The sequence below is a fragment of the Ornithinibacillus gellani genome (assembly GCF_003730295.1).
Lineage (GTDB): Bacteria > Bacillota > Bacilli > Bacillales > Amphibacillaceae > Ornithinibacillus_A > Ornithinibacillus_A gellani.
On record NZ_QTSZ01000051.1, the window covers coordinates 48,495 to 71,113 of the forward strand.

Consider the following 22,619-nt stretch of genomic DNA (forward strand, 5'->3'; position numbering starts at 1 on the left):
ACTCTATAAAGTGAAACTTCAATCAGTGGGGGCTTTCGCACTTCCCCACTGATTATTAGTTGAACGAATCAGGCCTTTACTGACGGTTAGTTAATCTGTGATAAATTGATATATGGCCTTCGCTACACCGTTCTCATCATTACTACTCGTTATATATTTTGCATGCTTTTTCACGTCTTCGCTTGCATTGTCCATGGCAAAACTATTCGATACCACTTTGAACATAGAGATGTCGTTTTCACTATCCCCTATAGCTAGCGATTGATCCAAATCAAGATTTAACACTTTGGCTAAATACTTCAGAGCATTTCCTTTGGAGGCTTCTTTGTGCTCCAATTCAAAATTGAATGGAGATGACGTAACTAGCGTAAGGTCTTTTTCATCCTTAAACGCATTCACACCGGCCAAACGTTTTTGATTGATAAATGAATAAGCAAGGATATTGTAGATTTTCTCTTGAGCCTGAAAAATTTCCCCAAAGCTATTCATAAAAGCGTAACCAGATTGGCTTAATTGCTTCTTGAGATGCATATTTATAAATTGAAATTCCTCTTTCGAAACATGATGTTCCAAATCCTTTACTTCCTGAAAAAGGATATCTTTAGAGCTGTCCAAGGTGTAAATCGCATGCTCACAAAAGACTTCATAATAGATATTATTCGCTTCAAGCCAATTGGCGATTCTCTCAGAATCCTCATCTGGCATCGGAACGGATAATATGGAGGTCCCCGATGGAGAATGAACAGTAGCTCCGTTTGCTCCGATGATATATAAGGATAAATGAGTTTTTTTAAATATTTCTTGAACATCAAAATAAGCTCTTCCTGTTCCAATGACAACGGTATGACCATGTGCTTGTGCCTGTTTAATCGCGTTAATGTTTTCTGTACTTATTTGATGTTGATTATTTATTAACGTACCATCTAAATCAATGGCTATTAATCCCATCTGTCAATCCCTCTCTCTAACACATTGTTATTTCACTGTTTTACTCCAATACTAATTGAGGGCTTCTTCTAAATGACTATTAACGTAATCATAAATCTTATCCGCACTATCCAACTGAAGCAGTTCCGCTCGTGCTTCATCACTTACAAGCATTTTAGATACTGTAGCAAGCAAGTTCAAATGGGTAGAACCTGCTTCCTTTTCAGGGATGAGAAGCGATATGAAAAATTTTGCTGGTTTTCCATCCATGGACTGCCACTCAATCCCAGCTTCATTGACGATGATCACAACTGCTGCTTCTTTGATTGCTTTATCCTTTGTATGCGGGATTGCAAAGCCATCAAAAAAGCCTGTAGTACTTTCTTTTTCACGTTTCATTAATCCTTTAACGACTCGCTTTTTATTACTTGCAATCCCTTCTTCTACAGCAAGAGAGGCAATTTCATTGAATACATCTTCTTGACTGTTTAATTGGGTTTGGTATTTTATCAATTGTTTGTTTAATAATTCCACTATTCAACACCTACCTCGTTTTTCTCATAATAACGCTTTTTATAAAAACCGAAAAGAAATCCACCTACAATGGAACCTATCAAAATTGCGAGTACCCAAAGGAATCCATGTGTGACGACTGGAAGTACAAGGAATCCGCCATGTGGTGCTGGCACTTGAACAGCAAATAAATAAGTCAATATAGCAGAAATGGATGAGCCGACCATTAAGATTGGTATAACGACTAATGGGTTTTTGGCAGCAAATGGAATGGCACCTTCCGTGATGTGTGTGGATCCCAGAATAAAGTTAACCAATCCAGCATTTCTTTCCTGCTCGTTAAAATACTTTCTGAAAAAGACTGTTGCAAAAGCAGTAATTAATGGTGGCGCGATACATGCAGCAGAAACCCCTGCCATAAAGTAGAAATTCCCATCAGATAATAACGCTGTACCTGTTAAATAAGCTGCTTTATTGACAGGTCCACCCATGTCAAGCGCACTCATACACCCAACGATCAATCCCAAAAGAATCGGATTCGAGCCTTGGAATTGGGACAGAAAACTCATCATGCTCTCATTAATCGTCGTCATTGGACCAACGATCATATACATGGCAGCACCGGTTAAAAATATACCCAGGAGCGGATAAAGGAAAATAGCTTTTAAGCCATCCAGTGTTTTTGGCAAGCCTTTAAATATGCGCATTAGCAATAGAATAATATAACCAGCAATAAACCCGGCTGCTATTCCACCTAAGAAGCCTGCGCCCCCCGTATCTGCAATCATACCACCAACAAAACCAGCGACTAAACCAGGACGTTGAGCAATGGATTGCGCTATAAATGCTGCTAAAATAGGCACCATCAAGCCAAAGGCCACGCCACCAGTATTCTTTAGAAACTCAGCAAATTGATTGTATGTTGCATGATCTGGCTCAGCTGAATGAATACCGAATAAGAAGGATACAGCAATTAATACACCACCACCGACTACAAATGGAAGCATATGAGAGACACCATTCATTAAATGTTTATAAATGGTTCTTCCAAGTTTACCTGAACTAGTCTCAGAAGAATCTTCTTGAGCAGCCTCATTATTACTTGCGCCCTTATAAGGTCGTGCTTTCCCATCGATAATTTGTTGGATTAAGTTTTCTGCGTCTTTAATCCCTCTACTTACGGAAACATCGATGGTTGGTTTACCTTTAAATCTGCCAGCATCTACATCCTTATCCGCAGCAATAATAACGCCATCTGCTTCTTGAATATCTAGCCTTGTTAGTTGATGTTGAACACCGACTTGCCCATGCGTTTCTACTTTAATGTCTACCCCTAATTTCTCTGCAGCTTTTTTCAATGATTCTTCAGCCATAAATGTATGGGCTATTCCTGTAGGACAACCAGTAGCAGCTACGATTTTCACTTTACCCATTCTTCTTTCCTCCCCTTAAATTAATCGTATTAATCTGTTTCATTAACTCACTAACATCCTGTAAATCACTTAATCCTTCCGAAAATGCTGTTGAAGATCCTGCGGCGGAAGCATAAACCATAGTGTCCTCAATTGAAAAACCTGCCTGCATTTTTTGATAAAACATGGCGAGCATTGTGTCTCCTGCACATGCCGTGTTCACGACCTTTCCTTTAGGAGAAGACACTTTTAACAAATGATCTTTATCTATATAAATAGCTCCATCCTCACCCAAACTTATTAAGACGTGTTTTGCACCTTTGTCCAAAAGATCTCGTCCGTAGTAAATAATGTCATCTTCCGTCAAATCTTCTTTACCATAAAAATGAGCCAATTCCTCTTTATTTGGTTTAATAAGAAATGGATTATATTGCAAACAATCCATTAATACTTCGGAACTAATATCTAGAATCAAATCTATTTGTTTATCAAAAGCAATCTTAGCAATTTCTTTATATATAGACTCATCAACGCCTCTTGGAGCGCTTCCTGAAACAAACAATGTGGATTGGTCTGGCAACGACTTTATCTTTTCAATCATTTTGTTATAAGCATTCGTGTCTACGTTAGGACCTCGATTCACAATTTTGTATTCTTGGTCTCCCGTATGGACAAATATATTCACTCGTGTAATCCCGTCAATTTCAACAAAATCAGTATCAATACCCATTGCGTGCAATTCATCTTGTATATAAGCTCCTGTAAAACCAGCTTTAAAACCGAGTGCTGTACTACCCATCCCTAATTTTTTCAAGATGATTGAAACATTAACACCTTTTCCATTTGCTTGATAGTCTTCCGATTTCGTTCTGTTTACTTTATTCGGCAGCAAATCATCTGCTTCAATGAATAAATCAATTGCTGGGTTTAACGTACATGTATATATCATCCAATCACCTCCCTTAACGTTATATTTATTATTTCACAAAAAAGGATGTAAATGTTTTCAGCTTGTGTAAAGGTTTACATTGGAGTTGTGTTCTTAACTTGGTCATAGATGACATGAGAACATAACCGAGGATGATAAAAAGGAGTACATTCTTTTATTGCAAATAAAAAAGGGTGTTCAACCAATGATTGGATGAACACCCCTTTGTCACTATACTATTAATGTTTAAGTAAAAAAATCATGTCGTACGAATCACATATGCATCCAGCAATATACGGGATATCACTTGGAGCGGAAGCCTTGAGCGAACCTCATAATCGGGAAAATAAGAATGTGAATCTTTATATCCCAAGAAAATTAATTCTGATAGTTTGGCCAGGCTCGAGTCCATTTTCGTAGTTAAAGTAATCGTACTGATATTATTAATCCGTAAATTTTTACAAGCCTCAATCAATTCCTGCGTCTCTCCACTTAAAGAAACAAAAATAGCTAATTCCTTTCCTTTCAGCTTTTGTGATTTCATTTTAATGATATTCGGATCATTGTGCACCTCACAATTTTTCTCAAGCAACTGCAGCTTCGTCGCCATTTCGTTTGCAATCATTTCCGAAAAACCTCTTGCGAAAATATAGATTTTTTGTGAGTCGTTTATTTTTTGTATCGCATCTTCAATGGTTCCAATCGATAGCATCTGTATGGTTTTAATGACTTCGCTTTCATTTTTGAGAATAGCACGTTTTATCTTGATATCAATATCTTCTAGTTCCTTATGAACTTTGGGTGCCCCCATTTTTTCATGAATGGCGTATTTAAAAGACGTATAACCGTCATAACCAATCTTCTTCATCAAACGAACAATTGTAGCCGTAGAGACGTTAGCATTCTCACTTAACTTAACAATGGACATCGTCGAAATATCATCTAAGTGTTCATAAATATAATTTAATAAATAACGCTCAGCTTCACTTAAGGTATTGTATTTATCAGGCGAAATGTCAAATATCATTTCCTGCATTTTCGCAACTCCTAACGATTGGTTTGTTTATATTATGGTAGCATAAATAAAAAGGACGTGTCCGAAATGAAACAAAAAGTCTTTCCTTTGCATTTTATTGATATCCTTCTTCCCCTAATGATAATCTAATAATATATCGTTAGGAGCTGATAGTGAATGAATAAGCAAATTCCGGAGATTATTTTGAATGATGGCTTAAATGTACCGGCAATTGGATTTGGTACGTATGCGCTGAATGGGAATGCTGGTGTTCAATCGATAGAAAGTGCGATTGATATAGGCTACCGACTGATTGATACTGCTTATAATTATGAGAACGAGGGAACCGTGGGAGAAGCAGTTCGACGGAGTACCGTTCCAAGAGAGGAATTGCGGATTACGTCCAAGTTGCCGGGGCGCTATCAGGAATATGAGCGCGCGATTCCTACTATCCAAGAATCGCTTTATCGTGCCAACTTAGATTATTATGATTTGTATTTGATTCATTGGCCAAACCCGATCCAGGATCATTATGTGGAAGCGTGGGAGTCATTGATTCAAGCCCAAAAATGGGGACTTGTTCGTTCCATTGGTGTGTGTAATTTTTTACCGGAGCATTTGGAACGACTAGAAAAAGAAACAGGCGTAAAACCAAGTATCAATCAAATTGAACTGCATCCTTTCTTCAATCAAGCGGAGCAAAGAAAATGGCATGCTGAACATGATATCCAAACCGAGTCATGGAGTCCACTTGCACGTGCGAATCACATCTTTGAAAAAGAGGCGATTCAACAAATTGCTTCCAAATATCAAAAAACACCATCACAGGTCATTTTGCGTTGGCACCATCAGCTTGGCTCCATTCCTATTCCTAAATCTGCATCAAGAAAAAGACAAATAGAAAACATTTCTATTTTTGATTTTTCTCTTGATGAAGCAGAAATGAATGCAATCCATGCGCTCACTCGCCCAGATGGGCGTCAAAAAGATCAAGACCCAGCCGTTTATGAGGAATTTTAAGGTAGAATTTATGTATAACAACCGCTAGAATAATGGGTACAGCGCCATTATTCTAGCGGTTTCTTTTCATTTGAAACGACATCTCCTTGTTTCATTTCCGCTTTTTCCCCAAACTTAATTCGAATGCTTTTGGAGGTCATTGGGTCCGGAGAATCAGCTACATGAAAATGGATATGCGCTTCACTTGAATGTCCGGAATTGCCGACTTGTCCAAGCAGGTCGCCTCGCTTCACCTGATCACCTGGTTTCACTTGGATAGACTGATGTTTGAAATGCACCAGATAACTATATTCCGAGTTACCGTGGTCGATGATGACATAGTTTCCCTTCAAATCATCCTCATTCATCTTTCCAACCGGTTCATTGTCCTTCACATCATTTTCCACAGCAACAACCGTACCATCAGCTGGTGCCAGATATGCTTTTCCAAATGCATAATAGCTCTCATTTAAGGCAGGATTGCCATCATAAGAACTGTCCCCTTGCATAATGATGAAATCATAGGCATAGCGCTGGTTTTCATAGTCATAATGATAGTTTACGAGATTGTTTGTACCACCCCAAAACACGAACCATTCATCCTTAAAAGGGAGATCAAAAACCGTCTTCGTATAAATCTGGTCTGTTTCAGGATGCTTGGAAAGTGGAAACATCTGCAAACCGAGAATCGTAGCATGCACATCAAATACTGCCTTCAAACCTTTCGTTTGGCGCTCGTCCATCCAACTATATTGCATGACTCCTTCCGCAAGAGGCAGCTTGTTTTGGAAAATGTATGCCTCCACATCCCGATGAAACTTCTTTCCTAACTTCCGTAGTTGCCTCAAGGATACTTCATTCCGAAATGCTTCACTCATCTGACTGTGTACCTTTTTATAATCGGCACTCAACAACAGATCGGGTAATTCAGTTGAATTCATTGTATCTCTCCTAGTGATTTCATATGATATCTCTGTATGTATTAGCACCATCGTAACACATAACCATAATACTAGGGGGACTTGGAAGCGGTGAGTTTACTTTCTACGAAGGTTGGTGCTACAAATTCATATGAGTCTGTGGCTAAAATACCTCCAGTTGCACGTAAAACGTCCATTTCTGTACAATCATTAGAAAGTCCTAAATTTTGTAGTACAGTCTGATAATCTGGTCTTCTCGGGTCTGGTAATCGCCTAGCAAATGGACCAAAAAGTTTATCCGAAGTGTACACTTTATTCGTATCTGGAAACGCCAAATGCGGTCGATAATCATTGTCCATTGCTTCAGCTAACTTTCTTCTATAACCGTTCGTTTCGTAGGTAAAAGTATACGTACCGTCTTGGTGAAGTAACCTACCAACATGATATCGTTGCCTGGTCTTAATATTTTGCCAAATCAGCCACCGTTCAAATGCTCTTTCATTCATGAATTCCACCTCTTTCATACCAACTAAGAATCCAGTCTTTTCGGTACATTAAAAGTCTTACAACCGAATTTTTATCCAAATCATTCATTATATCACTAGGAATATCTCAATTTTCCGTCCGAAAAACACAGAATAAGTATAGGCACATGAAATAATTTTTATCATCATACGTGGTGGTTAAACTTATTTGTTCTTTTTATTTCCTATTAACGGATAAAAAATCAAATAAGAAACAAATAGAACAACAATAAGTCCCCCAAAGCCAGAAGTTATGATATAAGTTTCTTCTGGATATTGCCATTTGAGTAATCCTAGGATGCCAATTAGTATCCATCCAACGATATGAACCTTTGTTTTTCGTTTCAATCATAATCACCCTATCTTAGATATTTAATATCTGGAAAGAATTAAACATGCTACTGGATAACTGATTTTTCTATTCCTCTTTCATTTAAAAGTCACACTATATAAGTTATTCATCAAACAAGGAAAATCCTTTAAAATAGTATTTTTTATGAAAAATAGATATTCGCACCACTACGAATCTGTCCAATTAAGTATAACCTATCCAACTTGTCATCCTTCCGCCACCACTAACATAAACTCCTCTCTTACCACCTCTCCACTCCCCCCACCATCACCGTTTTCATCCTTCTCCACCATGCTTACGTGATAAAATTACAATTCACGTTCATTCCCCTTCCAAGCGCTCTTTGCTGCCACTAATCTTCCTTTTTCAATTTTACGCATCGAAAAAAATACGTTATAATACGCTTTAGCAGAATCTAGGTGAACAGAAACCAAAGGAGTTTTGAGATATAGTGGCATCTTTTGTTGAGCAGCTGGGTAATCGTTTTTGTGAGTTTTATGGTGGTCAAGTTCATTTGCAGAATGGCTTTTGTGATTTTAGTGGGAATACCAACCTTAAAGGTAAGAAGCATAATAAGAAGTATTATGTTTATCGGAATCATGGGATGGAGAAGGTGAAGGCGGAGGATTACAATGAAATGGAGCTTATTGCTACGGAAGCGTTTGGTAATGAGCAGATTATCTTTTACGCGGATGCGAATAAGAACATTTCATTTGTGCGGAGTAAGCGGCATCACTTTCTTTCGCCGATGCAGATTGCGGATAAGTGTGAGAAGCATCCGATGCTAAGGACTTTTCTGTTGGCGATGTTCTCCTCATTGCATGTGTTTGGTGTGTTGCGGTTTAGGGAGTATAACTTCCAGGATATTAGTGTCTCTGTTGGCTATGATAAGGCGAAGGAGTATAAGGTGCATTTTCTGTTTCCGAAGAAGATTCGTTCCTTACTTTCCTATAAGACCAATAAGTTACTTTTGCTTGCGCATATCTATTGGGTTAGGATTCCTTTAAAGGATATTTATGCGCATTATGAGGATGTTAGTGAGATCAATAATCCGATGTTTGTGAAGCTGCATAATAGGGAGCTGGATTACTATTACAACTTTAATGGTAAATCGAGTGACAAATATAATAAAAAGCATTTCATTTACAATACGCTATCTACCAAAATTCCGAATACAGAGGTAGAAATGTATGTAAGAAAATCCATTACCGGTCAGTTTGTCATTGTGGTTTCCACGTATTTAAGCAAGCTGATTGTGTTCAAGGAATTCCTTGCCTACCTTGTGACGAGGTTCAAGTGGAATAAAGATGTCTATGATATATATTTTGAGAAGTTTTCACAGGGAGCCTCAGAATCGGGCTTCGAACTATTTAAACATTCAATCACGAAGAATAAAAACAGCATCTATATACTGGATCGTGAGAATGATCAGTTTGAATCACTTAAAAAGCAATATCCAAAGAACTTATTTGCTAAAAATAGTTTTCCCGCCTTTTATCATATTTTTCTGGGGCGGAGCTTTATTTCTTCAGATTTGGTCACCCATATCCAAAGAAGATTGTATGATAACGACGGTTTGATCAAAAGAAAAGTGTTGCAAAATGAAAATAAGATATTTCTGCAGCATGGCGTTTCACTCGCTACGAATGTGTTTGAAAGAGGATATTATAATAAGAAAGTGCCTATTTCACCGGATTATATTATCGTAAATTCGCAATTTGAAAAGGACACCTTCTTAAAAAGCACGAACTACAAGGAAGAGGAACTCATCGTAACTGGCCTTCCAAATCTGGATCTATATGTAGAATCAAGGGATAAGACGAAGGATGAAATTACCTTTCTACTGACCTGGAGGCCTTGGGATTTGACGGGGCATATAGAGGATGGTAGCTATATTTATCGGTATTTGCAATTTATCGATTTGATCCGAAATAATGATTTTTATGCAGATAAGAAAATCAATATTGTCCTGCATCCGAAAGCAAAAATCATTCTGCAAGAACAGTTTCCAGACTTTTATCATGCCTACCAACAATACTTTTATGAGGATGACATAAAAGATGCCTTGCTCAAAACGAAAGTATTGATATCGGATTATTCCTCTGTATCGTTCATGAGCTTTTCTGGTGGTACCAATGTTGTGTTTTATTGGGAGGACAAGGAACGCGCAGAGAAGGAATATGGCACACCAAATATCCTGCAGGCCCATAACGCATTTGGTGACATGGTCTATAGCTTTAACGAGCTCCATCAAGCCATTGAACAGAACTACAATCGTCAACAAGCGAAACATCACATTGAGAAGTTCAATCAAATGGTAGAGTGCACGAATGGTGATAATACGGAAAATACGTTTATAGAGATCAACACAATATTGGAATAAGTATTGCGTACGAAGTAGACGTGCTAATGGGAGATCATACTAGAGTTTTATAAATCGTTTTCTTCCTAGCCTCATTGTTTTGCAGAACAATGAGGTTTATTTTTTTAGGGGTCAATGGTAGTGGAATATAGGATTCCTACTGCTTGAGGAAAAAACATCATAAGCCTTTTACTGCTTGGTAAAGTCTGTTGGCGTCACTTGGTAAATGGTTTGGCAAATACTGGTACAAAAGAAGGCAGTGTGGTAAAAACGTGGACCACAATCATTATGCACATGTTGCTTATGACTGTTTGAATGATATGCGTATCTACACCGTTTAAGCAGGAAAGTTCAAGGCTACCTGATTTCAACATTATATAAAAACCGAAACTATGGATTTATTGCAAAGTTGCGTTTGAACTGGTGAAAGTCGCTTAGGTATGGCTCCAAGTCGCATGCCTTTGCCCGGAAGTCGCTTGGGCATGGCTCCAAGTCGCATTCCTTTGCCCGGAAGTCGCATGGGTTTGGCCTCAACTCGCATGCCTTTGCCCGGAAGTCGCATGGGTTTGGCCTCAACTCGCATGCCTTTGCCCGGAAGTCGCATGGGTTTGGCCTCAACTCGCATGCCCTAGCGGGAAACTCGCATGCCAACCGGCCAAACTCGCATGCCCTAGCGGGAAACTCGCATGCCAACCGCTCGAACTCGCATACCCTTAAAAGGGAAGAAAATCGGCATTAGCCGATTTCAACAATATATATAAATACCTAAACCTCGGAACTCCTGCAAAGTCGCATGCGTTGAACTCGAATTCACAAGGTTTACCCTGGAAGTCGCGTGCCTGGGCGTGAAAGTCGCATGCGTTAAAAGGGAAGGAAATCGGCTCAAGCCGATTTCAACATCAACAACCTTCAAAGCACTCAATCGCACATGACCACCAAAAAAAGCATCCATACCCATACCAAAAGCCAACCTTTCTACGTGAAAAGGCTGGCTTTTATTGGGTTACCGCTGTTTAGCTTTTTATAGTCAACCCCATTTTTCTATCAAGTGGTCAGCATGCTTTTTCAATATTTGATAAGCATCATGCGATATGAAGTCTTTCTTTTGGTACTGTTCAATTAAATGGTTAAATCCATTCATATGCTTTAGCACTTTCGCATCTTTTGATTGGTTTTCAAAATGTTCCACTGTAGTTAAATGGAGATGTAAAGCATCAGATACATCTTTATTTGCAAATTTACCTTGTTTTTCTAAACTTTCTACAATCCGCTTTACATCTGATGCACTTTCGGCCAAACTGTCCTCGTTCTCAATCTCTAGTATTGTAGATAATTGATTTTTTTCTAATGACTTGTCTAATGTTTTTCCATAAACATTTATCATATCCAGGGATGGAGAAAACTCAGCTCTCAAATTGTATTCCCCAGGTACCAGTTCAGGGATTTCACCTTCAAATATAAATTCTGTTCCAAGCTGATTTTTTTGCTTTAACTGTAGGACCATTTCTTTATCTCCTATGGTCGCATGCATCGTCCAATCGCCGCTTAACATAACAAAATCATCAAATACTACTTTCACTTCCAGCTTGTCTCCCACATAGAAGTTTTCATCTTCAGAATCTACGTAAATAGAATCTATTTCGGGTTCAGGTGCTTCCGCTTCTCTTTCCCATTTCAAGTATTCGGGATTAAATTTAATGAAATCCATATTGGAGCCTGCTTCGTAAAGTAAGCCTATATTTCCATCATTCAGATTGGTAAGGCTTGAGTATCCATATGAACCTTCCTTAACTAATTGCGCGTACTTCCAATCAAATTTATATTTTGTCCTGCCATTATCGTATGTTCCGTCTTCTTTAATTAAACCAGCTCGTACTGTTCCATTCACTCTTTGCGTATGATCACCTGCACTTGCAAAAATCACCGCTTCCTCTCCGTCTATCTGACCATCATATCTTATCGCTGTCATCTGGGAATATGGTGCAACAAGATCCTGTTCAGTGACAACTTCAGAAGCCCATGTTTCCCCACCATCAAAACTGGTAGCTATTTGAGCATACCCAGAAAAATTCCTCATGAATAATTTAAGTTGGCCGTCCGGCATTTCGACTACCTGTGATTCTGTAATTTCATTCCCCGTAAATGTTCTTTCGTCCAATATTTCCCCATCGACCACCCTTCCATGGTTAGGTGATTCACCGCGATGCCATGTTTCCCCATGATCATCACTATATATTACCGCACTGGCTTGTTGTCTATTTTCATTTGTAAAGTAAATGGGTAGTACCAATCTTCCTTTATGCTCTCCTTCTGTTAACTGGATACCACTTCCAGGACCAGCTCCAAGAAACGCCATCCATGCTTCCTTTATGCCTGGATTCATATCTTGAGGGCCTTCCCATGTTTTTCCTTCATCATCACTATGCCACAATTCTAAAAAGGAAGTATTGGCTACTTTTAAAGGCGAATCCGCTAAGAAAATATTACTGATTTTATGACCATTCAAATATAAATTTCTTTTTTGGTCTACGGTATAGTCGGTTTTCTCATTCTTTCCATTATATACTATCCCATTTTCTCTTATCGTATATTCCTCTTTTTCACTATTGTACAGTGTCATGTATTCCTTTCCATCTATCGTTACAAAGCCTGTCCCCTGTTCTGCAGTTGGGAAGCCTCCACCCTCAGGAAAAGCAACGACCAAAGAATAAATACGCTTTGTATCTTTATCTTGCACCAACAATTGGTCTATGTTTGATGCATAGCCTGGGTAATCATTGATCAAAATTTCTTCGTCTTCCCACGTGTTACCTTGATCCAAGCTTCGTCTCATCATCATATCTATGTTTGCCGGTGAATCACCCGCATGATTAATCCGCTTATCGATACCCGCTAACAGGGTTCCGTCCATCGTATGGTATAGTGCTGGGATACGATAAGCATTTGAATCATATAATCCAGGGTAAAAAACAGAATGTGGTTCTGTGATGAAAGCATCATCCGGTAATGGGTTTTCTACTTTATCTTTAGCGGTCACCCCAGTAATATCCATTAATGCTTGATCAGACAGGGCTTTACGATATACTTCGGCAAAATCAATGTCTCCATTAAAGTGATATTGGTTTGCACCGCCTGCCCTTTCCGTGCGACCTAATTGCGAACGATTAGGTGCAAAAATATGATTCAAAAATTTACGTTCCGTTGTTGAATCCTCAAGTACAAGCTCACCATCTAAAAAATATTTATATCCTTCTTCTTTATCAACCACCATTGCCAGTGTATGTATTTCATTTTCTTTTAAATTAACATTGGCCTTAAGATGGATGTTACTTCCTGGTTCTCCGGGCTTTTCATATCTATTTTCACTTCCAATCGCATTCGGCGTAATATATAGATGAAAATGACCGTTTGCTAGATTATTATTAGATAACGAAAATAAAGACATCACATCTTTATTATCGGTGTAACGAAATCTTACAATGATTGTTCCTTCATCAAGTTCCTTCAGCTCATCCACTTTATCATTTAAATTGGTAAAGTTGTTCTTTCTGATTTGCTTGTTTTCTTCACGCAAAACTAAATCATCATCCTTTTCTGTTGCTGCTAATGACTGACTTGTAAAACTGATCCATAACATTGAAAATATCACTATCATTGTAAAAGCTTTCTTCAAATTTTCCCTCTCCTTTACAGATACTTTGATAATCGAAGAACAAAATATCGTATTCCAAACATCTTTTTATTGCCATATATCCCTGGTGCATTCATCTGGTTCTAAACCTAAAATAATCAAATTAAAGCGCTTTCACAATAGGGTTATTGTGGTTTATTTTAGGGATATTGCTAAATATTTAGATTATTTAGTCCATTGAGAGGGTTCGATGGGACGGCGTATACCCTGTCAGTTCATGATATAGGGCCAAAATTAAAAGCCAACCCTTCCACGTAAATAGGTTGGCTTTTTTTATAGTTTACCTAAACAGCTGCTGCACCGCTTCATAGCTCTCTATTGTACCGATATCATAGCGCATACCGGTAAAAGTATAGGCATAGACGTCCTTATGCTGGATAAGCCATGGGATGAAGTTTCCTGGTGCATCTGGATTATTGCCCGCCGAAAGATATTGATTGATCAAGGGCAGGGTTTCCTTTTGATACATATAAAATGGCGGTACGGCAAGATTGGATTTCGGTGCAGCAGGCTTTTCTTCAAAATCCGTAACCTTCCCGCTTCCATCTACTTGTACCACACCAGAGCGTTTGATTTCCTCTGTATCATTCAATTCATGTACCGTAATGCAGTCTGCTTGCTTCTTATGGTAGAAGTCCACAAATGCAGTTAGCTCAAATTCAAATAAATTATCGCCAGCAAGCACCATGATGTCTTCTTGAATATCCTTTTCTCTTAACACGTATTGGATATCCGCTATGGCGCCCAAACGATTGGCATTCGACGTTGTATGGTCATTGATGACTTCAATTGCCTTATCCCCCGCATACGTCGCTACCCAATCGCAAAAGTCCCGGTAGAACCTATCATTGGTGACAATATAAATGTCATCTATCTCATCTACCCTTTCGACCTTATCCAGGATGTGCTGCAATATCGTCTGATCGCCCACTTTTAAAAGTGGCTTTGCCGTATGCTTCGTCAGCGGATAGAGACGCGTCGCATATCCAGCCGCTAGAATGATACATTTCATGAGGATGCTCCTTTGTGTTGATGAAGGAACTTCCAATTCATCATATATTTTTTTATAAATCATTATAAGCACATTATAACTAGAAAATACTTAAAATGCGAAAATACAACACTATTATAAACTATAAAGATCTATCCACTGCGAAATTGATTATAAAAAAACTCCCGTATAATATATAGTAGCTATATTATATGAGAGTTATTCCATTTATCATAGTTTTCCTTCCAAAATATCGGCTATTCTTATGCTTGCAGTACCATCACCGTACGGATTGCTTGCCTTACTCATTTTATTATACTCATTTTCATTATCAAGCAAAACCTTAAAATTACTATATATTTTTTCTTCATTTGTTCCAACTAATTTTAAGGTCCCAGCTGCCTCACCTTCTGGTCGTTCAGTCGTATCCCTCATGACTAGTACTGGTTTCCCAAGACTTGGTGCTTCTTCTTGTATACCTCCACTGTCAGTTAATATTAGATATGACTTTGCTAAAAAGTTGTGAAAGTCTAATACTTCCAATGGCTCAATAATCTTAACTCTTTCATGGTTTCCCAATATATCTGCAGCGGTTTTTCGGACTATTGGATTCATATGAACTGGATAAATAACCTTAATATCTTTATATTCATCTACAATCCTTTTAATCGCTTTAAACATATTCTCCATGGGTTTTCCGAGGTTTTCTCTTCTATGTGCAGTAATCAATATTAATCTACTATCAGAAGCCCACTCAATTTCTTTGTGTGTATAATCTTTTTTTATAGTTGTTTGGAGTGCATCTATGGCGGTATTCCCGGTCACATAAATATTTGAACTGTCTTTCCCCTCGTTTAGGAGATTTTCTTTTGAATTAATAGTTGGAGCAAAGTTATACTTTGCAATAAGTCCTACAGCCTGTCGATTAAATTCCTCCGGGTATGGAGAATAAATATTATAAGTTCTTAAGCCTGCTTCAATATGACCAACGGGTATTTGTAAATAAAAGCATGCTAGAGAAGTTACAAATGTTGTTGATGTGTCCCCATGAACTAATACCACATCTGGATTAGTCTCTTCTAAAACAGACTTCATCTTGTCCAGAATATTTATTGATACATCGAATAATGTTTGCTTTTTCTTCATAATGGACAAATTAATATCTGGCACTACATTAAAAGCTTGCAATACTTGTTCTAACATTTCCTTATGCTGTCCGGTAACAGCAACAATAGTTTCAATATTATTTCTTGTTTTTAATTCTTTTACTAGAGGGCACATTTTTATGGCCTCTGGTCTTGTTCCAAACACTACCATAACCTTTTTTTTTATAATTTTAATCACCCATTCAATCAGACTATAGGTACTCATGCAAGGAAATTACCCATTTTTCTATCCCAATATTTTTTCTGCGTTTACTGTTTTATTTTCTATATAGTTGTATAAATTTCCAAAATTAATGTACTGAACGTTCTCATCATTATGATTTTGCACGATATTTTTAGTATCAAAAATTCTTATATTATTCATTTTGGAAAAATTATCCCAATTAATTTTTTTAAATTCATCGTGATCAGTAAGTATTACTACAAGATCAGAATCCTTTGTTGCTTCCTCAATATCTTTTGTCACAAAACTATTCATTACATGTGGATCAAAAGCCCTAATTTCAAAATCAGCTTCTTCGTTTAATATTTTATAAATTTCCATTGCTGGACTCTCTCGGATATCATCCACATTTCCTTTATATGCCAGACCAAATAAACTAACTATTTTACCGCCGGAAAGGTTCATTAATTTTTTTATTTGTTCTACTACGTAATTAGGCATTGAAGTGTTAATAGTTCTAGATAGATTAATTAAATTGGCAATATCCGGAGTTTTAGAAACGATAAAATATGGATCAACAGCTAAGCAATGTCCACCAACACCTGGTCCAGGAAAATGTAAATTAACCCTTGGATGCTTATTGGCCATTTGAATAACTTCAAGCACATTTATCTCTAGACTATTACAAATCTTGGTTAGTTCATTCGCTAAGGCAATATTTACGTCACGAAATGTATTTTCCATTAGTTTAGACATCTCGGCAGTATTCGCATTAGTCTTTATAATTTCCCCTTTCACAAATTTTTTGTAAACCTCATAGCCTGCCTCGGTACAAGTTGTTGTAACTCCACCAACTATTCTATTGTTATAAATTAACTCATGCATAATTTTTCCTGGCAGTACACGCTCTGGACAGTGCACTAAATATACATCCTCACCTACAACATACCCAGATTTCTCAATCAAAGGCTTAATGATATCAGTTGTTGTTCTAGGAGCAATAGTAGACTCTATTATTACTGTATTTCCTTTTTCTAGATACGGTATAATTGCAGAAACTGCTTTTAAAACTAATGATGGATTCATGCTTTTATGTTGATCATTATTATTAGGCGTAGGCACAGATATTATGAATACATCTGCTTCCTCAGGTTCTAATGACGCTCTAAAAGTTTTATTATTAATAACTTCATTTAGCGATTCTTTTAATCCCGGTTCTTCTATATGAATTTCACCTGAATTTAATAACTCAATAACATCTGGCTTTATGTCAACCCCAATAACTTCAACACCATGCTTTGCAAACATTATTGATGTCGGTAAACCAATATACCCTAAACCCATTGTTACGATTTTCAAAGTGATCACTCCATTTTATTTAAATTTACTTTATATATAAATGAATTATTTTAAACAATTTATTATATAAACTATTTAAACTTAGAATATCTATGTCGTATAAACTCTAAGAAAAGTAAAATAGATAAATATACAATAACCCCCATAATAACAATTGAAATGAGAGAAAAGAGCTTACTGTCAAATTCTATTTCAATAAATGTTATTATTAAAAACATTATAAAGGAAGATAAAAGTATATTTAATGTATTAAAAATACTTAAATGTAGTTTGAATATTCTTTTTGCCTTATAGATTGAAACAATAAAATAAAGTATATAGGAAATAGTAGTTGTTACTGCTGCAAAAATATAACCATATAAAGGTATCAAGATAATATTTAAAATAATATTAACAACAGCAATAAATATATTAAGATATAGAATTATTTTTGTGTTTTTTTGTAGTTCCCATATCTTTATTACATATTGACTTACTCCCAAGAAAAGCATCCCCAAAGCAATAATGGGCATAATCTTGTGTCCTGTTACATATTCCTCAGTACCAAATACAGTCATTATTTCTTTTGATAAAGATAAAACACCGAAAAAAGCAGGTATAGTTATCATAAGAAAGTACTTGATCATGTCAGAAACGACTAATTCGGTAGCTTTTTTACCTGAGCTATTCCAGGTCTTAATAATTAATGGGTAGGCACCCATCATTAATAGAGTAATAAATAAATTAAAAATGTTATACGCAACAGAATAATTTATAGTGTAGACTCCTACATCTACTGTTGAACCAAAAATCTTAATGATATATCTATCTGATAGAGTTAGCACCCAAGTGGTAAAAGTTATTCCGAGTAACGGAAAACCATAACGTAGCAACTCTTTCATGATGTTCCAGTCAAATATTCCCGGGTCATAATATTTATGCAACTTTAAGATATATACACTTACAACAATAGACACGGAATAACCAATGATTAAACTGATTAAAATACTTTCAACATTTAAATGTAATTTATTCACAATGATAAGTACCAAAAAGACCTGACATATTGATAAAAATATATCATTGAAACTAAATGCTTTAGTTTTTCTTTCAGATCTCAAAAAAGATTTAATTACTGTATATAGACTTTGGACTGAAAATAAAATAAGCCCAAAAAATATTAACTTTAATAAATTTTGTTCCATTGAATCTTTAAATAAAAATATTAAGAATGTACCTACAAGCAAAGTAAAAAAATTAATTAAACTAAACGTGAATGCTATTGTAGAAATTAAAGTTTTTTTATCAGAAAAATCATCATAATATCTTAATGCAGATTGTGACATCCAACCAGTTAATACTGTTATGAGGAATCCAACAGCGCCAGATATAAGCGAATAATTTCCAAAATCATAAGGATTAAACAATCTCGTGTAGATGATAATACAAAGGAACCCACTAATTCCAATAAATAATTGACCTGGTAAATATATTAATGAATCTTTACTAAACTTTTTTAAGATGTCATTTTTCATAGAGCTTTGCATTTTGTACTCCTACTATGAATACTACTATCTACACCTAGTAACATTCCTAAAAAGATAAACATTTCAACATTCGAGAGTCCCAAATCACCCGATAACAAACTATTAAACAGGAAATAAATAAACAACAATGGAATTAAATTGATCACATTACTATTAAATAAATTCTTCATATAACTTAAAAATCTCTTCATTCCTTGATACAGTAAATAAAATAATGGTATAGCACCTATAATACCTAATTCAACAATAGTTTCTATTATTATATTGTGGGGATAATTCCTGCCAAAAACACCACCAGTAAAATAATAGCCCCAATTGCCAAATCCAATTCCAAAAAGTAAATTATTTTGTATTAAATCAAAAGAGAACAGATATCTGTAAATTCTACTATTCTGTGCGTAAGTGTCTTCCGAACTTAATCTTGAATAAATATATTCCAAACCGATAAATTTGAACACAAGAAACATAAAAACAGCAAAAACAATAAAATAAAAAGAAATTTTTATAAAAGTTGTAAATATTTTTTTATATGAAAATTTCATTTTAAATTTAAGATTACTTATATTGTATAATACAAATATAATAAATAAACCCAATAGGGGTCCTTTAGATCCAGTTAAAATAATCAAAAACAATTGAAATAATATTAAAGCTATTTTCATTACTTTTTTCTTCAAAATAACAAATGTTATCAAGATATTTTCACCAAGAACCCTTGCTAACCAGATAGAGTTAATTTCTTCCGTGCCTAGTCTTTCACCTGTAAAAGCAGAGGATAAAATAATATCTTGATACATTATTAAAAATAAAATAATATAAACAGAATTAAATAAGAAAATAATATAAAAGAATCTGTATAGATATTTATTATTAAAATTCACCATTAAAGGTACTAAAGTAAATAAAAAAATTAGCAACACATGTTTAATTTTGTCATTTGCATATATATAATCAAATGAAAGGTAACTATAACTAATATATATATAAACCATAAAAAGAGTAATAACAAAAACATTTATAGAAAACATATTTTTTAAGCCAATTCCTCTATTTAAGAATAAAAGTAAAATTAGATAGAGTGAAAAAAGCAAAATAACAAATATGATATTTGATATAGAAAATGGAATGTATTCCTGTAAGAAAACATCCATTACACTTATTTTCCAAGTTGCAAGTATTATTATCATAATTAAAAATACTAGATAAGAATTAAGCTTAATTGAATCTTTCATCGTTCACACACTTTCAGTAACTAAATCATTTTTTTTAATCGCCTTTATTACTGGTTGAAATTCTTTATTCCAAGATATATTTTTTTCTGCTAAATCTCTTAGTATAAAATTATTTTTATTAGATTTTATATATTGTGTATAAAATTCAATTACTTCATTAATATCAACACTTGAATCGTTTGCAGGTATATTTAATACATAATCAGATATTATTTTATCTATTTGTTTATCACTGTATGATTTTATAAATGGCAATCCCCTAGACCAATATTCTTTACTTTTCAGTGTGGAGACACTTTCCAATCCAATTCTGTGAATACCCAAACTTGCAATTCCAATATCAGCATTATCATACGCTTCGTTAAGTTCATGACCATCTTTAAAACCTGCGAAAATTACATAGTCTGAGAGATTGTTTTGTAATACCATATCTTTTAAGTTGTTCAACTCTTTGCCTTCACCAACAATTGTAAAAGTAACGATTTTTTCAACACTTCTTTGATTATAATATTCAATTAATCCTTTTATCACCCTGTCATACCCATGCCATATACTAACATTTGCTACACCAAGTAAATTAATCCTTTTCTGTTTAACACTGGTTTTTTTTACTGGAATCAAATCAAAATCAATAGCATTATTAATTTTGATTGTTTCAACTCCAAATATTTTATTATGATCTGAAAAAGTGATAATGTTTTCGATATAATTATTTAGTTTACCAGAGTAATACTTATCCATTATTTTAGTAAGTGTTCTAGTTATCTCCTTTTTATATGGATACGTTGGAATTTCAATATATATTTTCACTCCAAGTTTTTTACATTCCATAAGAAATTTAATTAAATATGGATCGGAAGTCCTATATCGAATATAGAGAACAGATATATTTTTTTTATTTAAAAATGTGAGGATTTCATTGTAAAAACTTTTTCTATTTGAAATTCCTTTTATAAAATGCTTTTCATATTGGACTTTCTCTAACTTCACAATACGTTCGGTCTGAAAGTGAAAAATATTTAAACCATCCTCCACTAAAGAGGAGTAATAACAATTGTTAAATTCATTATCAAAAGATTTTAATTGACCCTTTATCTTTTTCATTACACCTGACATTTTAGGTACATCACTTCTAACAAATGTAAGATAAAATATATTCATAAACATTACCCTTTTCAAGAATTAGTAAATTAGATAATACGTAATAAATTTTTAACCAACCTGATTATACTTTAATCAAAGTTCATTAAATAATTATTTACTTTTTGAAGCTATTTCCTCGACGAAATCCATGTATAATCTATCAGCATTAGATAATTTATCCCACAGTTTAAAAGACGAAAGGCACATAGACATATATTCATCTTTATCCATATTGTAAATTCTTAACAATGCATTGGATACATCAAATTTAGTACAATTTTTTTTCAATAAGTAACCTGTTACTTTATCATCTACTATCTCTTTTGTACCACCAACATCTGTAGCTATAACTGGTAATGACATTGACATTGCTTCCATTACCGATACAGGCACTCCTTCAGATGTGGATGTGTTTACAAATAAAGTTGTTTGATTGTTTTCATACCAATCTAATACCTCATTGTTTTTAATATGATTTGTGAAATGATAGCTTTGCTCATTTAAATGTTTATCAGCTAATCGTTTAATATCATCAAAATCAGGTCCGCCACCAAGATGCGTCCATTTATATTTAATACCTTTTTTTTCAAGGATTTCTAATGAGTGTATTAGAAGGTCTAATCGTTTTAACTTTCTAACAGTAGAGCAGCTTACAATATGTAAAAAGTTGTTAGAATTTTTCTTTTCGATATTTCTTTTTACTGTCCCCAGTCTTCTAACTTCAATTTTAGATCTATATTCCGGAAACTTATTCAAAAGCTTGTTTACACCATTTTGGGAAACGGGAAATATATTATCCAATTCATGTAAAAGGAATTCTCTCTCTGGTAAAAAGTTTAATAAATTCGCATCCTCATTAATATCATAGCCATGAGCACGAGAAAATGTATAGACAGTTTTATTACTAAAAAAATCGTTTTTTAACTCAACAGCCACCCTAGCAGTGATATAAAGCCAGTAACTATAAATTGTAATTGTATTGTATTGATCGAAGCTTTTATTCTTTAATATTTTTTTTATTTCCAAGTAGATATATTGGGATCTGCTTTCAAAATAAAGTTTAAAAAGTTTAGTGGCAATAGTTTTCCCATCTTTATGTAGTAAAGCAGTACCTTTTATTTTTTTTCTAGATAATTTATGTTTTTTTAGAACCATCATTAATTTTCCAAATATAGAATGTGAAATATTACTTTTAATTACTTCAATATTATTCGGGAGTTTTCTTGTTTGTTTCATCTTGTTATCTACCATTAAAGGAATAACATATATTTTTGAAAATTTCTCCGAAAGATAATTCATTTCAGTTTCCAAATACTCTTCACCTTTATAAAACGGATAATAATTTGTTAATAATACTAAACAATTATTCAAAATAAGGTACCTCTCGTTTGTTTTA

At 34.9% G+C, this 22,619-nt stretch carries 17 protein-coding genes and 1 pseudogene; 2 read left to right on the forward strand and 16 right to left on the reverse strand.

Features of this window, described 5'->3' with window-relative positions; genetic code table 11:
• Nucleotides 1-90: 90 nt before the first annotated feature.
• From DX933_RS16020 to DX933_RS16040, 5 genes are all read right to left on the reverse strand, one after another.
• Nucleotides 91-948 carry a Cof-type HAD-IIB family hydrolase gene (locus tag DX933_RS16020; RefSeq protein ID WP_123317441.1) on the reverse strand — a complete coding sequence of 286 codons (858 nt, stop codon included), beginning with the start codon at nt 946-948 and terminating at the stop codon, nt 91-93.
• A 51-nt stretch (nt 949-999) separates the two neighbouring features.
• Nucleotides 1,000-1,461 carry a PTS sugar transporter subunit IIA gene (locus DX933_RS16025; RefSeq protein ID WP_223806008.1) on the reverse strand — a complete coding sequence of 154 codons (462 nt, stop codon included), beginning with the start codon at nt 1,459-1,461 and terminating at the stop codon, nt 1,000-1,002.
• Entirely contained in the window at nt 1,461-2,873 is a 1,413-nt protein-coding gene (locus tag DX933_RS16030; protein WP_123317443.1) for a PTS fructose transporter subunit IIC, read from the reverse strand. The genes DX933_RS16025 and DX933_RS16030 overlap by 1 nt, the downstream gene beginning before the upstream one ends.
• Nucleotides 2,866-3,801, reverse strand: a complete 936-nt coding sequence (gene pfkB / locus DX933_RS16035; RefSeq protein WP_123317444.1) for a 1-phosphofructokinase — start codon at nt 3,799-3,801, stop codon at nt 2,866-2,868. Before pfkB ends, DX933_RS16030 begins: the two co-directional genes overlap by 8 nt.
• Before the next feature lie 238 nt (nt 3,802-4,039).
• Nucleotides 4,040-4,816, reverse strand: a complete 777-nt coding sequence (locus DX933_RS16040; RefSeq protein WP_123317445.1) for a MurR/RpiR family transcriptional regulator — start codon at nt 4,814-4,816, stop codon at nt 4,040-4,042.
• Between the two features lie 156 nt (nt 4,817-4,972).
• Here DX933_RS16040 and DX933_RS16045 point away from each other — a divergent pair, with 156 nt between their 5' ends.
• Nucleotides 4,973-5,815 (forward strand): aldo/keto reductase, encoded by an 843-nt coding sequence (locus DX933_RS16045; RefSeq protein ID WP_123317446.1) that lies wholly within the window; start codon nt 4,973-4,975, stop codon nt 5,813-5,815.
• A 47-nt stretch (nt 5,816-5,862) separates the two neighbouring features.
• Here the strand turns inward: DX933_RS16045 and DX933_RS16050 are convergent, their stop codons facing one another.
• The 3 genes and pseudogenes from DX933_RS16050 to DX933_RS16060 form a co-directional block, all read right to left on the reverse strand.
• Nucleotides 5,863-6,735 carry a M23 family metallopeptidase gene (locus DX933_RS16050; protein ID WP_123317447.1) on the reverse strand — a complete coding sequence of 291 codons (873 nt, stop codon included), beginning with the start codon at nt 6,733-6,735 and terminating at the stop codon, nt 5,863-5,865.
• Nucleotides 6,736-6,839: 104 nt separating this feature from the next.
• A pseudogene (locus DX933_RS16055) lies at nt 6,840-7,220 on the reverse strand (HIRAN domain-containing protein); the annotation flags it as partial.
• 183 nt (nt 7,221-7,403) lie between these two features.
• Nucleotides 7,404-7,586 (reverse strand): hypothetical protein, encoded by a 183-nt coding sequence (locus DX933_RS16060; RefSeq protein WP_123317449.1) that lies wholly within the window; start codon nt 7,584-7,586, stop codon nt 7,404-7,406.
• Nucleotides 7,587-8,041: 455 nt separating this feature from the next.
• Between DX933_RS16060 and DX933_RS16065 the strand changes: the two genes are divergently transcribed.
• Nucleotides 8,042-9,973, forward strand: a complete 1,932-nt coding sequence (locus DX933_RS16065) for a CDP-glycerol glycerophosphotransferase family protein (protein ID WP_123317450.1) — start codon at nt 8,042-8,044, stop codon at nt 9,971-9,973.
• A gap of 1,006 nt (nt 9,974-10,979) precedes the next feature.
• Here the strand turns inward: DX933_RS16065 and DX933_RS16075 are convergent.
• The 8 genes from DX933_RS16075 to DX933_RS16110 form a co-directional block, all read right to left on the reverse strand.
• A complete protein-coding gene (locus tag DX933_RS16075) occupies nt 10,980-13,625 on the reverse strand; it encodes a sialidase family protein (RefSeq protein WP_123317452.1) in 2,646 nt (881 codons plus the stop codon).
• A gap of 298 nt (nt 13,626-13,923) precedes the next feature.
• Entirely contained in the window at nt 13,924-14,655 is a 732-nt protein-coding gene (locus tag DX933_RS16080; protein WP_123317453.1) for a nucleotidyltransferase family protein, read from the reverse strand.
• 210 nt (nt 14,656-14,865) lie between these two features.
• Nucleotides 14,866-16,005, reverse strand: coding sequence for a non-hydrolyzing UDP-N-acetylglucosamine 2-epimerase (wecB, locus tag DX933_RS16085; protein WP_190279558.1), 1,140 nt, complete (start codon nt 16,003-16,005; stop codon nt 14,866-14,868).
• A 21-nt stretch (nt 16,006-16,026) separates the two neighbouring features.
• Nucleotides 16,027-17,322 (reverse strand): nucleotide sugar dehydrogenase, encoded by a 1,296-nt coding sequence (locus tag DX933_RS16090; RefSeq protein WP_123317454.1) that lies wholly within the window; start codon nt 17,320-17,322, stop codon nt 16,027-16,029.
• 71 nt (nt 17,323-17,393) lie between these two features.
• A complete protein-coding gene (locus tag DX933_RS16095) occupies nt 17,394-18,848 on the reverse strand; it encodes a lipopolysaccharide biosynthesis protein (protein ID WP_123317455.1) in 1,455 nt (484 codons plus the stop codon).
• Nucleotides 18,833-20,080, reverse strand: coding sequence for an O-antigen ligase family protein (locus DX933_RS16100; protein WP_123317456.1), 1,248 nt, complete (start codon nt 20,078-20,080; stop codon nt 18,833-18,835). The genes DX933_RS16095 and DX933_RS16100 overlap by 16 nt, the downstream gene beginning before the upstream one ends.
• A 3-nt stretch (nt 20,081-20,083) precedes the next feature.
• On the reverse strand, nt 20,084-21,241 hold the full coding sequence (locus tag DX933_RS16105) for a glycosyltransferase (protein WP_190279559.1): 1,158 nt from the start codon (nt 21,239-21,241) through the stop codon (nt 20,084-20,086).
• 93 nt (nt 21,242-21,334) lie between these two features.
• The gene (locus DX933_RS16110) at nt 21,335-22,594 is read right to left on the reverse strand and encodes a glycosyltransferase (protein WP_123317458.1); all 1,260 of its coding nucleotides are present in this window, start codon (nt 22,592-22,594) and stop codon (nt 21,335-21,337) included.
• Between the last annotated feature and the right edge of the window lie 25 nt (nt 22,595-22,619).